The 13,503-nt window shown below is 38.0% G+C and carries 18 protein-coding genes and 2 pseudogenes; 13 read left to right on the top strand and 7 right to left on the bottom strand.

Annotation, left to right across the window (positions count from 1 at the left end):
• Positions 1-6: 6 nt before the first annotated feature.
• A pseudogene (locus AYJ55_RS03560) lies at positions 7-195 on the top strand (IS481 family transposase); the annotation flags it as partial.
• A gap of 98 nt (positions 196-293) precedes the next feature.
• Here the strand turns inward: AYJ55_RS03560 and murA are convergent.
• The 7 genes from murA to mlaF all read right to left on the bottom strand — a co-directional run bounded on the left by murA (position 294) and on the right by mlaF (position 5,093).
• Positions 294-1,559 carry a UDP-N-acetylglucosamine 1-carboxyvinyltransferase gene (gene murA, locus AYJ55_RS03555; protein WP_063654311.1) on the bottom strand — a complete coding sequence of 422 codons (1,266 nt, stop codon included), beginning with the start codon at positions 1,557-1,559 and terminating at the stop codon, positions 294-296.
• 32 nt (positions 1,560-1,591) lie between these two features.
• Positions 1,592-1,864, bottom strand: a complete 273-nt coding sequence (gene ibaG, locus AYJ55_RS03550) for a BolA family iron metabolism protein IbaG (protein ID WP_063654642.1) — start codon at positions 1,862-1,864, stop codon at positions 1,592-1,594.
• Positions 1,865-2,011: 147 nt separating this feature from the next.
• Positions 2,012-2,287 carry a lipid asymmetry maintenance protein MlaB gene (mlaB, locus tag AYJ55_RS03545; protein ID WP_245677264.1) on the bottom strand — a complete coding sequence of 92 codons (276 nt, stop codon included), beginning with the start codon at positions 2,285-2,287 and terminating at the stop codon, positions 2,012-2,014.
• Positions 2,288-2,292: 5 nt separating this feature from the next.
• Positions 2,293-2,925 carry a phospholipid-binding protein MlaC gene (gene mlaC / locus AYJ55_RS03540; RefSeq protein ID WP_063654309.1) on the bottom strand — a complete coding sequence of 211 codons (633 nt, stop codon included), beginning with the start codon at positions 2,923-2,925 and terminating at the stop codon, positions 2,293-2,295.
• 37 nt (positions 2,926-2,962) lie between these two features.
• The gene (gene mlaD, locus AYJ55_RS03535) at positions 2,963-3,496 is read right to left on the bottom strand and encodes an outer membrane lipid asymmetry maintenance protein MlaD (RefSeq protein WP_063654307.1); all 534 of its coding nucleotides are present in this window, start codon (positions 3,494-3,496) and stop codon (positions 2,963-2,965) included.
• Between the two features lie 3 nt (positions 3,497-3,499).
• Entirely contained in the window at positions 3,500-4,282 is a 783-nt protein-coding gene (gene mlaE, locus AYJ55_RS03530) for a lipid asymmetry maintenance ABC transporter permease subunit MlaE (RefSeq protein WP_063654641.1), read from the bottom strand.
• 7 nt (positions 4,283-4,289) lie between these two features.
• Positions 4,290-5,093 carry a phospholipid ABC transporter ATP-binding protein MlaF gene (gene mlaF, locus AYJ55_RS03525; protein ID WP_063654305.1) on the bottom strand — a complete coding sequence of 268 codons (804 nt, stop codon included), beginning with the start codon at positions 5,091-5,093 and terminating at the stop codon, positions 4,290-4,292.
• A gap of 306 nt (positions 5,094-5,399) precedes the next feature.
• On the opposite strand from mlaF, the gene kdsD reads away from it, so the two are divergent.
• The 12 genes and pseudogenes from kdsD (at position 5,400) to AYJ55_RS03465 (ending at position 13,491) form a co-directional block, all read left to right on the top strand.
• Entirely contained in the window at positions 5,400-6,368 is a 969-nt protein-coding gene (gene kdsD / locus AYJ55_RS03520) for an arabinose-5-phosphate isomerase KdsD (RefSeq protein WP_063654304.1), read from the top strand.
• A gap of 16 nt (positions 6,369-6,384) precedes the next feature.
• On the top strand, positions 6,385-6,948 hold the full coding sequence (gene kdsC / locus AYJ55_RS03515; protein ID WP_063654303.1) for a 3-deoxy-manno-octulosonate-8-phosphatase KdsC: 564 nt from the start codon (positions 6,385-6,387) through the stop codon (positions 6,946-6,948).
• A gap of 17 nt (positions 6,949-6,965) precedes the next feature.
• Complete coding sequence (lptC, locus tag AYJ55_RS03510) at positions 6,966-7,556, top strand: LPS export ABC transporter periplasmic protein LptC (protein WP_063654302.1); 591 nt, start codon at positions 6,966-6,968, stop codon at positions 7,554-7,556.
• A 4-nt stretch (positions 7,557-7,560) separates the two neighbouring features.
• The gene (lptA, locus tag AYJ55_RS03505; protein WP_063654301.1) at positions 7,561-8,115 is read left to right on the top strand and encodes a lipopolysaccharide ABC transporter substrate-binding protein LptA; all 555 of its coding nucleotides are present in this window, start codon (positions 7,561-7,563) and stop codon (positions 8,113-8,115) included.
• Positions 8,116-8,121: 6 nt separating this feature from the next.
• The gene (gene lptB / locus AYJ55_RS03500; protein WP_063654300.1) at positions 8,122-8,847 is read left to right on the top strand and encodes an LPS export ABC transporter ATP-binding protein; all 726 of its coding nucleotides are present in this window, start codon (positions 8,122-8,124) and stop codon (positions 8,845-8,847) included.
• A 65-nt stretch (positions 8,848-8,912) separates the two neighbouring features.
• Complete coding sequence (gene rpoN, locus AYJ55_RS03495; RefSeq protein WP_063654299.1) at positions 8,913-10,352, top strand: RNA polymerase factor sigma-54; 1,440 nt, start codon at positions 8,913-8,915, stop codon at positions 10,350-10,352.
• Between the two features lie 22 nt (positions 10,353-10,374).
• The gene (gene hpf, locus AYJ55_RS03490) at positions 10,375-10,662 is read left to right on the top strand and encodes a ribosome hibernation promoting factor (RefSeq protein WP_063654297.1); all 288 of its coding nucleotides are present in this window, start codon (positions 10,375-10,377) and stop codon (positions 10,660-10,662) included.
• A gap of 123 nt (positions 10,663-10,785) precedes the next feature.
• Complete coding sequence (gene ptsN, locus AYJ55_RS03485) at positions 10,786-11,253, top strand: PTS IIA-like nitrogen regulatory protein PtsN (protein WP_063654295.1); 468 nt, start codon at positions 10,786-10,788, stop codon at positions 11,251-11,253.
• A gap of 67 nt (positions 11,254-11,320) precedes the next feature.
• Positions 11,321-12,175, top strand: coding sequence for an RNase adapter RapZ (gene rapZ / locus AYJ55_RS03480; RefSeq protein WP_063654293.1), 855 nt, complete (start codon positions 11,321-11,323; stop codon positions 12,173-12,175).
• Positions 12,172-12,436, top strand: a pseudogene (locus AYJ55_RS03475) (HPr family phosphocarrier protein). The gene rapZ and the pseudogene AYJ55_RS03475 overlap by 4 nt, the downstream one beginning before the upstream one ends.
• 232 nt (positions 12,437-12,668) lie before the next feature.
• Entirely contained in the window at positions 12,669-13,034 is a 366-nt protein-coding gene (locus AYJ55_RS03470; protein WP_063653415.1) for an IS630 transposase-related protein, read from the top strand.
• Positions 12,958-13,491, top strand: a complete 534-nt coding sequence (locus AYJ55_RS03465) for an IS630 family transposase (RefSeq protein WP_162505291.1) — start codon at positions 12,958-12,960, stop codon at positions 13,489-13,491. The genes AYJ55_RS03470 and AYJ55_RS03465 overlap by 77 nt, the downstream gene beginning before the upstream one ends.
• The last annotated feature ends 12 nt before the right edge of the window (positions 13,492-13,503 follow it).

Genomic DNA, 13,503 nt, shown 5'->3' with positions numbered 1-13,503 from the left:
TAGCTATATCAGGTGGCTTTTCGTAAGAAAATCTTCGGTAATTTAGCCGAATTACAAGCTGATTTAGATAAATGGTTAGCGGAATATAATAACCAACGCACTCACCAAGGAAAAATGTGTTGCGGTCGAACTCCTATGGCAACTTTACACGATGGAAAACAACTTTGGAGAGAGAAAGATTTAAATCAAATTTAACCTGACAGGTACTGTATAAATAACCGGTAACTGTCAGATCAAGTCTGAGCTACTAAATCTAACTAAGCTACTGATTTTTACCTTAGTAAAATAGTAGATTATATTTTCTTTGCAATAATACGTTCTATATTGGCTCCTAAACTACGCAGTTTCTCTTCTATTTTCTCATATCCCCTATCGATATGATAAATCCGATCAACAGTTGTTTTTCCTTTCGCAATACATCCAGCAAGTACTAAACTAGCAGATGCCCGTAAATCCGTAGCCATGACTTGTGCACCCATAAGTTGTTCAACACCATGACAAACAACAGTATTTCCTTCTATTTCTGCATGGGCGCCCATACGAATTAACTCTGGGATATGCATAAAACGATTTTCAAAAATAGTTTCTGTTATTGTACTAACACCTTCAGCCACTAAATTAAGTAAGCTAAATTGTGCCTGCATATCGGTTGGAAAGCCCGGATGCGGTTCTGTTCTGATAGTCACTGCTTTTGGCCGCTTACCATGCATATCCAGCTGGATCCAATCCTCGCCAATTTCAATCTCTGCACCCGCTTCACGTAATTTAGCTAATACTGCATCCAATGTAGCTGGTTTAGTATTGCGGCAGATTACTTTACCTCCAGATATAGCAGCTGCAACCAGGAAGGTACCTGTTTCAATCCGATCAGGTAAAATTCGATAAATACCACCACCTAAGCGCGCAACTCCTTCAATAATAATGCTGTCTGTACCTGCACCCGTGATCTTTGCCCCTAATGAATTTAAAAAGTTGGCTGTGTCTTCAACTTCAGGTTCACGAGCTGCGTTTTCAATAACGGTTTTTCCTTCTGCCAGAGTTGCAGCCGTCATAATAGACACGGTGGCGCCGACACTAACTTTATCCATAACAATATTGGCGCCTTGCAAACGACCATCAACCGATGCTTTAACATAACCTTCATCTAAGGTAATTTTGGCACCAAGTTGTTCAAGCCCTGCAATATGCAAATCAACTGGACGCGCACCAATCGCACATCCTCCCGGTAGAGATACTTGGCCTTGACCGAAACGAGCCACTAATGGAGCCAAAGCCCAAATAGATGCACGCATCGTCTTGACTAATTCATAAGGAGCACAAAATTTATTAATACCACGTGCATCAACAAAAATAGCGCCATTACGCTCAACTTTTGTATCTAACTGATTAAGTAATTCAATTGTTGTATCAATATCTTTTAGCTTTGGAACATTTTGTAATTCAACGGGTTCTTCTGCTAAAAGCGATGCAAACAATATCGGTAGTGCCGCATTTTTTGCACCAGAAATCGAGACCTCTCCCATCAAACGAGTTGGCCCCTTTAATCGAAACTTGTCCATCAAGAAATTCTCTATGAGTAATATTTATATTATTAATGCAAAAGTATAGTCTTAAAACCATTAAGCTTACGATCTCTTTTCCATTCTGCGGGGGTATAAGCTTTAATTGATAATGCATGGATCCGATTATCTGCAATATATTCCATTAGTGGTGCATAAATCACTTGCTGCTGCTTAACCCTACTCATACCGTCAAACATTTCACCAACAGCAATTATTTGAAAATGACTACCATCGCCATTGACAATCACTTCATCAAGTTTCAATTGTTCTATTAATACTTGCTTTATTTCATTTGTATTCATAATTAAACTCAATTCTAACATTAAAGACAATCCATCTATCCTAATCGATCTATCATCTGCTGCAAATCAAACAAAACGCCCTTGGCATAAAAATGCACAAGAGCGCTTGCTTTATATATTAAACTATTTTTAAAATTTATGACCCAATTAGTTCATAAAATCCTCAAGTTTATAAAGCCTAATAAGGGTCTTAAAACGCTCACTAATACCTTCAAATACCCATTTATTCTCTGACTGCTGTTCTGATTTTAACCTAATAAACATAGCGAGTCCGGTAGAATCGATATGAGATAACTGGGAAACATTAATCGCGTTAATACCTTTTAGCAACTGATTTCTCTGTTGCCAAAAAGCCGGCAGAGTATCACGATCAAGCTCACCGGTTAAAATCAACATTTGACCTTTCTGCTCCCAAGTCAACATGGGTATCATGATTTTTTATTTTCCAGTGTAATGGGATTTTTTGCACTACTGAGCAACTCTTGTGTCAAGCCGTCAATACCTTTGGTACGTAAAATATTAGCCCATTCATTTTGTTTAGTTGTAATTAAACTAACACCTTCAGTAATCATATCATAAGCCTGCCAATAGCCAGTCTTGCTATTTTTACGCCATTGAAAATCAAGACGTACAGGTGGTCGGCCCTGTGGATCGGCAATTGTTACCCGAATAGCAACCACATTCCTATCACCCAGTGGTTGTTCTGGCGCAATTTGATATTGTTGCCCATGATACATTGCCAAAGCTTGCCCATAAGCTTGTTCCAAATAGGCTTCAATCGCCCGAAAATAAGCATCCCGTTGTGACGGGGTTGCACTACTATAATAAGATCCTAAGACTAATGCTCCTGCATACTTAATTTGTACATAAGGCATAAGTTCTTCACGAACAACCCTGCGTAGGTAATCTGGATTTTGCCGGATCATAGGCAGCTCGTTTTTTAAGCGGGTAAAAGTTTTAGCAGCGGCTTCTTGCATCAGTTTATATGGGTTGGTTTGATCTATCGCCATCGCAAACGGGGCAACCACTAACAAAGCCACTATTAAGAAACGTTTAAACATAAAATAGGTTCCTTTTCTTATCATATTAGATTGTTCATCATGGTGTCGTGGAAGATTTTTCGTTATTTCCGGAAACTGAGCTTGCTCTATTCGAACGATTAGGATCGCCACTTCTATATAAGAATTGCCCAATTAAATCTTCCAATATTATGGCAGGTTTAGTATCTTCAATGCGTCCACCGTCCTTAAGAAAGGTAATTCCCATATCAGGATCATAAAAACCCACATTAAGTGCTAAAAACTGCTCACCTAATAATCCCGCAGTAAGTATCGACAATGAGCTGTTGTCAGGAATATTATCATATTGACTAAAAATCGCTAAGGTAACACGTGGTGTATAAGTTTTCTTATCCAACATAATATCGACTATTCGGCCAACCACCACACCACCTATCTTTACCGGCGAGTTTACTTTCAATCCGCCTACATTGGTAAAAGAAGCAGTAACTTTATAAGTCGGTTGATTACCAAATGATTTAATACCTGCAACTTTTAAACATAAAAAGACAATTGCAGCTAATGCAATCAAAACAAATAGTCCAACTAGAATTTCACTTTTCTTACTTTGCATGAATTAATTCCCAAACATCAGTGCAGTAAGCACAAAATCTAAACCCAACACAGCTAATGACGAATGAACAACGGTTCTGGTTGTTGCACGACTTATCCCTTCCGATGTTGGGATGGCATCATAACCATTAAATAAAGCTATCCAGCTGACCGTAAAAGCGAATACCACACTTTTAATAAAACAGTTGAGAATATCCTTTTTCCACTCAATAGCAGATTGCATCGATGACCAAAAAAAACCTTCATCAATTCCTTTCCAATCAACACCGACTAGCGCACCACCTAATATGCCCACGGCGACAAAAATTAATGCCAGTAATGGCATACTGATCAGTCCCGCCCAAAAACGCGGCGCAATCACTTGACGTAATGGATCAACCGCCATCATTTCCAAACTAGAGATCTGCTCTGTTGCTTTCATCAATCCTATTTCTGCCGTTAATGCAGAACCTGCTCTACCAGCAAATAAAAGTGCGGTCACCACTGGCCCTAGTTCCCTTAATAAAGAAAGAGCTACCATCATGCCAAGACTGGATTCAGCACTAAACATGGTCAAGACTAAATATCCTTGTAAACCAAGTACCATGCCAATGAATAATCCCGATACAGCAATAATTAATAAAGATAAGACTCCTACATTGTAGAGCTGTTTTATTAATAATGGCCATTGTTTTGCAAATTCAGGTTTGCCAAATAAAGCCCGACATAACAAATAGCCAGCACGACCAAATGTCGCCACCATAGCTAGTGAACGATGGCCTAATGCGGCTAATGTATCAATTAGTATCATCCCATCACCCTAATAAATCTGCTGCATAATTTCCTGCCGGAAACTTAAATGGTACCGGACCATCTGCTATACCATCAAGAAACTGCCTAACCCGCGCATCCTTATTTTGTTGCAATTCTTTCGCTGTGCCTTCAGCAATAACATGTTGCTCTGCAACAATATAAGCTTTATCCGCTATGCTCAACACTTCTGGCACATCGTGAGAAACAGTAATACAAGTAATACCTAATGCATGATTAAGTTCATCAATAAGTTTAACCAAAACTCCCATGGTTATCGGATCTTGCCCAACAAAAGGTTCATCAAATAGAATTAATTGTGGATCAAGGGCAATAGCGCGTGCCAATGCTGCTCGTCGCGCCATACCACCTGATAGTTCAGCCGGCATAAGATTGGCCGCACCTCTCAACCCGACTGCCTCTAGTTTCATCATGACCACTGTTCGAATAATTTCTGCTGCTAAAACAGTGTGCTCACGTAAAGGGAAAGCAACATTGTCAAAAACATTCATATCAGTAAACAAGGCACCAGACTGAAACAACATACTCATTTTCTTGCGAGCAGCATAAAGTTCCGCGCGTGATAGTGTTGGAATATTAACACCATCAAACCAAATTTCTCCCTTATCTGGCTGTAATTGTCCACCAATCAAACGTAGCAAAGTTGTTTTTCCAATACCTGATGGCCCCATGATTGCCGTAATTTTTCCCCTGGGGATCGTCAAGCTCATATCGGTAAAAATCAGCCGTTGACCCCGAATAAAAGACATATCTTTGATTTCTACGATATTACCTACAGACTTCTTCATGACAATAATAGCCTTTCTGTCTAATTATCATTTAAGTATATTTACTCAGTATGGAACATATTACCTAAAAACTAGCATATATTCGCTATCAATATTATTGCCAATTTTACTTTTTTTCATTACATCGTCACAATAAACAAATTTTCAAATGTTATCATAGTGAAAAATGCTATTTTTTCTAATAATACAACGTACGGATAATATATTGATGACAGTAATACAAAGCGAGTGATATGAAAAAACGAGTCTTCTAAAGATCTATTAACCCATATAATTAAATTACTTATATCAAATTGGGGAATAAAAATGTCTGAAATTGATTTTCAAAAAACAGCGAAGAAGGTATTGGAGATTGAACGTAGCGGGCTTGCCAATTTGGAGCAATATATCAATGATGATTTTAACCAAGCTTGTGAACTGATTTTTAAATGTACTGGCAAAGTCGTTGTTATGGGGATGGGTAAATCAGGCCATATTGGCCGTAAAATTGCAGCCACATTAGCCAGTACAGGAACACCGGCTTTTTTTGTCCATCCAGGAGAAGCCAGTCATGGTGATTTAGGCATGATTAGTAGTCAAGATATTGTTCTGGCTATTTCTAACTCCGGTGAGTCAAATGAAATATTAGCACTCATTCCAGTGTTAAAACGCCAACATATTGCGCTAATTTGTATGACAAAAAACCCTGCTAGTAGCATGGGAAAAGCGACAGATTTTCACCTTTGTATCAAAGTACCGCAGGAAGCTTGTCCATTAGGTCTAGCGCCAACAACAAGCACAACAGCGATGTTAGTTATGGGAGATGCGATTGCGGTCGCTTTACTTGAAGCGCGGGGTTTTACCGCTGAAGATTTTGCACTTTCTCATCCAGGTGGCACATTGGGACGCAAACTTTTATTAAGAGTGAGTGACCTAATGCATACCAGGAAAAATATTCCAAATGTCATGAAACAGGCAACATTACAGCAAGCATTAGTGGAAATTACTCGCAAAAAACTAGGTATGGTTGTGATTTGTAATGAAGAAATGCAAATTGAAGGTATTTTTACCGATGGTGACTTACGACGCGTCTTTGCAATGAATATTGACTTAAATAATGCCAAAATTACCGATGTAATGACAGCCGGTGGTATTAGGGTAAAACCCGATATGCTAGCGGTTGACGCCTTAAATTTGATGCAACAACACCATATTACTTCCTTACTGGTGGCAAAAGCAGATACACTTATTGGTGTTATTCATCTGCATGATCTTTTGCAAGCTGGCATCATATAATTATTGGAAATAATACATGAATAATGGTAATAAAATAACAACCTGTTATGGCCCAATAGACCAACATATCGTTGAAAAAGCACGTCTTATAAAATTACTAATTTGTGATGTTGATGGTGTCATGACAGATGGCTTAATTTATATGGGGAATAATGGTGAAGAACTAAAAGCATTCAATGTAAAAGATGGTTATGGTATCCGTTGTTTACTGACCTCTGCAATTGAAGTTGCCATTATTACTGGACGTAAAGCTAAGTTATTGAAAGATCGTGCCAAAACACTCGGTATTAATTATTTTTACCAAGGGCAAAGTGAAAAAAAATTAGCTTATAATGATCTGATAACCCGATTAAAACTCCAACCTCAACAGATTGCTTATATTGGTGATGATTTAATTGACTGGCCTGTCATGTCGCAGATAGGGCTTTCGGTTGCTGTAGCTGACGCGCATCCAATGTTGTTAAGTAAAGCGCATTATGTTACATATCAAGTAGGCGGCAAAGGTGCGGTACGTGAAATTTGTGATCTGATTCTGCTTGCTCAAGATAAGATAGAAAATGCCCAAGGTTTATCAATATAGGCAAAAATGAAACAACGATGAGCAAATTTAAGTTTTGGCTTAACATTATATTAACACTAATTGTTTTAGCGCTTATTGGCTGGAACTTAGCTGATTTTAATCAATCAAAAGCACCCGCTATGGTTGATAACAGCCAACCAAATTATCAAACTGGTAATGCCATTACCCATGTCTATGATCCAATGGGTAAATTGGCCTATAAACTGATAATGGATGAGACACACCACTTTTCGAGTAATAAAACCAGCTGGTTTATTAATCCAGTATTAACAACTTATGACACAAAAAGTATCCCCACTTGGGCCGTACGCGCCAATAAAGCCAAATTAACAAACGACAACATGCTCTATTTATATGGTAATGTTCAAGTAAATAACTTAAATCCAACTTCAGATTTACAAAAAATTTTGACGGAAAATGCCATCGTTAACCTAATTACCCAGGATGTTTCATCTGATGATAAAGTCACAGTAATTGGTATCGGTTTACGATCAGTGGGTATGAAAATGCGCGGTAATATGAGAACGCATACCGCAGAGTTAATTGAAGATGTCAAAACCTATTATGAAATCCCCAATAAGCAAACAGCTCCCGAAGGAAACAACTAAAATAATGATATTGGCAAAAAAGATCTTCATTAATGTAGCATTGACTAGTTCAATATTCATATTAAGCTTGCCAGCAATAGCGCTGAGAAGTGATTCTCAACAACCCATTCAGATTGATTCAGTTAAACAGTCACTTGATTTAGAAAAAAATATTACCACATTTACAGAAAATGTTGTCATAAAACAAGGTTCTATAGATGTTCGAGCTGATAAAGTCGTTGTCACTCGTCCGAACGGCGATGCCAAAAAGATGGTTGTCGAAGCCTATGGTACGCCAGCCAATTTCTATCAATTACAAGATGATGGTAAACCGATCAAAGGTCACAGCGATAAAATACGTTATGAAATGGAGAAAGAGCTGGTTATCCTAACAGGTAATGCCTACCTTGAACAACTAGATAGCAATATTAAAGGTGACAAAATTACCTATTTAGTCCCAACCCAACAAATGGAAGCATTTAGTGATAAAGGGAAACGAGTAACGACCACACTGTTACCTTCCCAATTACAAGAAAAAGGCCCTGGGGTAAAAAGTACAAATAATAGTAAGAGTAAATAATAAAAAATGGCGAAATTAACTGCGAAACATTTGGCAAAAACATACAAAAACCGTAAGGTTGTTGAAGACGTCAGCCTGGAGGTCAGTTCAGGTGAAATCGTTGGTTTATTGGGACCAAACGGTGCAGGTAAAACGACAACCTTCTATATGGTAGTTGGTATCGTTCCTCGTGATACTGGAAAAATTGCTATCGACGATGAAGATATTAGTTTACTGCCGCTTCACGAACGGGCTCGTAGGGGAATAGGCTATTTACCACAAGAAGCCTCAATATTTCGCCGGCTAAACGTTTACGATAATCTGATGGCTGTATTAGAAATTCGTAAAGATTTAACATTCGAAGAAAAACAGCAACGTGCCGAAGAATTGATGGAAGAGTTTAGTATTACTCATTTGCGAAATAACCTCGGTCAATCACTTTCTGGCGGGGAGCGTCGCCGTGTAGAAATAGCCCGGGCATTAGCGGCTGATCCTAAATTTATTCTTTTAGATGAACCTTTTGCCGGTGTTGATCCGATTTCAGTATTAGATATAAAAAAAATAATCCAACACTTGAGAGATTATGGTTTAGGCGTATTAATAACCGATCACAATGTGAGAGAGACATTAGATGTCTGTGAACGTGCTTACATTGTCAGTCAAGGTCATCTTATCGCTCATGGAACTCCTAAAGCGATTTTAGAAAATGAACAAGTCAAACGCGTCTATTTGGGAGACGGTTTCCGCCTCTAACCGTGACTAATTAAAGTTGGTAAATTTTTTTATTATGTTATTCCCAAGGAGACTAAGCCAATTTTATGAAACAGAGTTTGCAACTCCGACTCAGTCAGCAGTTGGCGATGACACCACAGCTACAACAAGCTATTCGTTTGTTGCAACTTTCAACATTAGAACTTCAACACGAAATTCAGCAAGCTCTTGAAAGCAATCCTTTACTTGAACAAGATGACCTCTACCAGGAAATTGAAGCATCAGATATTAATGATAACGAACCAGCGGCACTAGATAGTTTTGACGCCATCGAACAAAATGATGTGCCAGGCGAATTACCTTTAGATACTAATTGGGAAGAAATTTATCCCTCAGATAACTATCCAACTCTAACCAATAATTTTAGTGACAATGATTTTCCTATCTACCAAGGAGAAACATTGCAAACGTTGCAAGATTATTTATCCTGGCAAGCATCATTAACACCTTTTACTGAAATAGATGCCGCAATTGCCACCGCCATTATTGATGCTGTGGACGATTCCGGCTATTTAAGCACCACTATTGAAGATATTTACGCGGGTTTAGCCCTAGCAAATATTACCCAGGAAGAAGTTGAAATTGTATTAAAACGGATCCAGCACTTCGATCCGATCGGCGTCGCAGCCAAAAATTTAAAAGACTGCTTACTAATTCAGTTATCCGCGTTACCTCGCGAGACTCCTTTTTTAAAAGAAGCTAAACTAATAATTAACGACCATTTAGAATTACTTGGCAATCGTGATTTTCGGCAACTTAGCCGAAAAACCAAATTAAAAGAAACGGCCTTGAAAGAAGTTATCGATATGATCCAACGATTAGATCCTAAACCTGGGCAAATCATTCAAACTAATGAACCACAATATATTGTCCCCGATGCTCTGGTTCGCAAAATAGATAATGACTGGCAAGTAGCTCTAAATACTGAAAACATTCCACGCTTAAAAATCAATCAACATTATGCTTCTCTAGGTAAATACTCTGATAATGAAAAAGATAATCAATTCATCCGTAACAACTTACAAGATGCGAAATGGTTAATAAAAAGTTTAGAAAGTCGTAATGAAACTTTATTAAAAGTTGCCCAATGTATTGTTGAAAATCAACAACAGTTTTTTGAATATGGTGAAGAGCATATGAAACCTATGGTACTAGCGGATATTGCTTATCAGGTTGATATGCACGAATCGACGATTTCCCGTGTCACATCGCAAAAATATCTACATAGTCCAAGAGGTATCTTTGAACTGAAATACTTTTTTTCTAGCCATGTCAACACTGATACCGGAGGAGAAGCCTCTTCTATCGCTATACGCGCGCTAGTAAAAAAACTTATTGCGACAGAGAACCCTGTAAAACCCTTGAGTGATAACAAATTAACAAGCATACTAGCAGAACAGGGTATTCAAATTGCTCGTCGTACAGTTGCTAAATATCGAGAGTCTCTATCCATTCCACCCTCGAATCAGCGTAAAAAACTGATTTGAATTAACTGAGAAGGAAGATACTATGGAATTTCAAATTACTGGCCAAAATATTAAAATTACGGAAGCATTACGCCAAACCGCGGAAGAAAAGTGTTCAAAACTTGAACAATATTTTGACCATATCAATGCTATTCATGTAATTTTAAAAGTACAGAAATTTAATCAAATTGCTGAGGCAACGGCGAAAGTGAATGGAGCAGAACTACATGCTTCTGCTCAAGAAGATGATATGTATGCGGCAATTGATGCCATGGTAGAAAAAATGGCGCGCCAGCTTACTAAATACAAAGAAAAATTGAAACAACATTAATCTGTGTTATTAAACAACAAGGGCACTATGACACTAAATAATGTAGATTATCGATGCTCGTATCGTTCATACCAGATATTCATTATGGATATCTGGTATAATTGCCCTAAGTGAATAAATTCAATGAACAGTGAAAAAAAATTATCATTAAGCTCGGTATTAACACCATCATGTACACTAAATAATGTACTTTGTACGAGTAAAAAACGAGCACTAGAAATTATTAGTGAAGTTGCTGCAATTGCACTGAATGTACCTGAAAGTGTCGTTTTTGACTCATTATTAACCCGTGAAAAAGTCGGCACAACCGGTATCGGTGGAGGTATTGCAATCCCACATGGCAAATTAAATGAAAGCAATTCATCCGACGCAGTTGGTGTTTTTCTCCATTTAGGTGAACCTATTGCTTTTGATGCCATTGATAATCAGTCAGTCGATTTACTGTTTGCATTATTAGTTCCTTCAGAGCAATGTAAAACACATTTACATACTCTCTCTTTAATTGCCAAACGGTTAGCTGATAAGAACCTATGTCGTCGTTTACGCGCTGCGCAAAGTAATGATGAACTCTATAAAATCATTACTGAATAACTGGTTTCTAAAAAATCTAAGCTAAATAATGATTTTTCATTGTGAAGAAACTTAAGGGGTATGACTCATGGTGCTGATGATAGTCAGTGGCCGTTCTGGTTCAGGTAAATCAGTTGCTCTACGGGCACTGGAGGATATGGGTTTTTATTGTGTTGACAATCTGCCCGTTATTTTACTGCCAGAATTGGCAAATTCACTTGCTGAACGACAAACTTCTGCGGCCGTGAGTATTGATGTTCGTAATATGCCAGACAACCCAACAATTTTCGAAAATGCGTTAAAAAATCTACCTGCTAGTTTTTCCCCACAATTACTTTTTCTTGATGCAGATCGTAATACGCTGATCAGAAGATATAGTGATACACGCCGTTTACATCCACTCTCCAATAAAAATTTATCATTAGAAAATGCTATTGATGAGGAAAATGATCTATTAGAGCCACTCCGCTCACGAGCAGATTTAGTTATCGACACCTCTGAAATGTCAGTACATGAACTGGCTGAAATGCTTAGAGCACGTTTATTAGGTAAACGGGAACGTGAATTGACCATGGTTTTCGAATCCTTTGGCTTTAAACATGGTATTCCGATCGATGCAGATTATGTGTTTGATGTCCGTTTTTTACCTAACCCACATTGGGATCCTAAATTACGTCCTATGACAGCTCTCGATCGTCCTGTTGCTGCCTTTCTTGACCGACACACCGAAGTGCATAACTTTATCTATCAAACACGTAGTTATCTTGAATTATGGTTACCCATGTTAGAATCTAATAACCGTAGCTATTTGACGATTGCTATCGGTTGTACCGGAGGTAAACACCGTTCAGTTTATGTTGCCGAACAACTGGCTGATTACTTTCGTTCTAGAGGCAAAAATGTTCAGTCGCGTCATCGGACGTTAGAAAAGAGAAAGTCATGACTGTCTATCACCGCATTATTATAAAAAATCAACAGGGTATGCAGGCCAGCAATGATGCTCTGTGAACTAATCCAACAATTTGAATCTTCGGTGCTGTTGCGCAATTGCCATAATATAGAAGCTCAAGCAGATAGTGTTATAGCAATGTTGATGTTAGACTCAGAACAAGGTAGTTATATCGATATTGAAGTAACCGGTCCAGATGAAGAGCAGGCAATAGCAATTATTCAATTTTTTCATCATAAACTTGAAGACGATTAACCAGTCTTTTTCAAAAAGTTTAATTAAATCAACGTTATTAGACAGCCACCTTTCACCGCTATCAACTACCTCAAAATTATGCGATATCTGCTAACACTATTATTCTCTCAATGTCATTTAATACGCTGTGGCAAATTGAGTAAAAGTCATTCTGCCACACTAAAATGCTACTGAGTTGGCATCAACCCCATCGATATAGCTAGGCGACTTAATTTTGATTACAAGGTGTGTTATGAGTTATACAATTGATTTTCGACGTAAAGTAATATCTGTAAGGAAAGCCGAAGGTTTAACAATTCGAGAAACTGCGAAACAATTCCGTATTGGAAAAGCGTCTTTAGTACGTTGGCTTAAACGACCAGAGCCAAAAAATTCAACGCCACGTAAGAGGAAGCTCGATAAAAATGCTTTAGCAAAAGATGTGGAACAGTATCCAGATGCTTACCAAAAGGAACGGGCAGAGCGATTCGGTGTTTGTAAAAAGACTATTTGGCAATCCCTTAAAAAGCTGGGATTAACCTATAAAAAAAACTCTATTCCATCCAAAAACCAACGAAAGCGACAGGCTGGCACATCAGCAAAAAAGACAACAGTATGAAAAAAAAGATAAATCTGTTGTTTTTATTGATGAAAGTGGTTTTTCACATGACACTCCACGAACTCACGGCTATTCCCCAAAAGGTCACCGTTGTTTTGGCCTGAAAAACTGGGGTGCTAAGGGAAGAACAAATGTTATTGGCGCTTTATTGGGAACAACCCTTTTTGCTATCGGATTATTTGATTGCAATATTAATCGTGATGTTTTTTATGTTTGGATCACAAAAATATTGCTCCCAGAACTTCCTGAAAATTCTGTTATTTTTATGGACAACGCTAGCTTTCACAAAGGTAAGAATATTGAACAGGCAATTATAAACGCAGGACACCAGATAGAATATTTGCCTGTGTATTCACCAGATTTAAATCCTATAGAACATAAATGGTCTCAAGCTAAACGTAAAAAGATGGAAACAGGATGCACTATCGATGACCTGTTTTTAATACATATGCTGTAATCAAAATTAAGT

Origin of the sequence: Candidatus Arsenophonus triatominarum (assembly GCF_001640365.1) — a bacterium.
GTDB lineage: Bacteria > Pseudomonadota > Gammaproteobacteria > Enterobacterales > Enterobacteriaceae > Arsenophonus > Arsenophonus triatominarum.
Note: the sequence above shows the minus strand (reverse complement) of the source record. Positions and strands in the feature narration are given on the sequence as shown.

Coding starts and splice junctions, on each gene's coding strand:
- lptA (WP_063654301.1), top strand. CDS start 7,561: ATGATATTGGCAAAAAAGATCTTCATTAATGTAGCATTGACTAGTTCA.
- ibaG (WP_063654642.1), bottom strand. CDS start 1,864: ATGAATACAAATGAAATAAAGCAAGTATTAATAGAACAATTGAAACTT.
- AYJ55_RS03470 (WP_063653415.1), top strand. CDS start 12,669: ATGAGTTATACAATTGATTTTCGACGTAAAGTAATATCTGTAAGGAAA.
- mlaD (WP_063654307.1), bottom strand. CDS start 3,496: ATGCAAAGTAAGAAAAGTGAAATTCTAGTTGGACTATTTGTTTTGATT.
- kdsD (WP_063654304.1), top strand. CDS start 5,400: ATGTCTGAAATTGATTTTCAAAAAACAGCGAAGAAGGTATTGGAGATT.
- mlaC (WP_063654309.1), bottom strand. CDS start 2,925: ATGTTTAAACGTTTCTTAATAGTGGCTTTGTTAGTGGTTGCCCCGTTT.
- lptC (WP_063654302.1), top strand. CDS start 6,966: ATGAGCAAATTTAAGTTTTGGCTTAACATTATATTAACACTAATTGTT.
- hpf (WP_063654297.1), top strand. CDS start 10,375: ATGGAATTTCAAATTACTGGCCAAAATATTAAAATTACGGAAGCATTA.
- lptB (WP_063654300.1), top strand. CDS start 8,122: ATGGCGAAATTAACTGCGAAACATTTGGCAAAAACATACAAAAACCGT.
- murA (WP_063654311.1), bottom strand. CDS start 1,559: ATGGACAAGTTTCGATTAAAGGGGCCAACTCGTTTGATGGGAGAGGTC.
- rpoN (WP_063654299.1), top strand. CDS start 8,913: ATGAAACAGAGTTTGCAACTCCGACTCAGTCAGCAGTTGGCGATGACA.
- mlaB (WP_245677264.1), bottom strand. CDS start 2,287: ATGTTGACTTGGGAGCAGAAAGGTCAAATGTTGATTTTAACCGGTGAG.
- kdsC (WP_063654303.1), top strand. CDS start 6,385: ATGAATAATGGTAATAAAATAACAACCTGTTATGGCCCAATAGACCAA.
- ptsN (WP_063654295.1), top strand. CDS start 10,786: ATGAACAGTGAAAAAAAATTATCATTAAGCTCGGTATTAACACCATCA.
- mlaF (WP_063654305.1), bottom strand. CDS start 5,093: ATGAAGAAGTCTGTAGGTAATATCGTAGAAATCAAAGATATGTCTTTT.
- rapZ (WP_063654293.1), top strand. CDS start 11,321: ATGGTGCTGATGATAGTCAGTGGCCGTTCTGGTTCAGGTAAATCAGTT.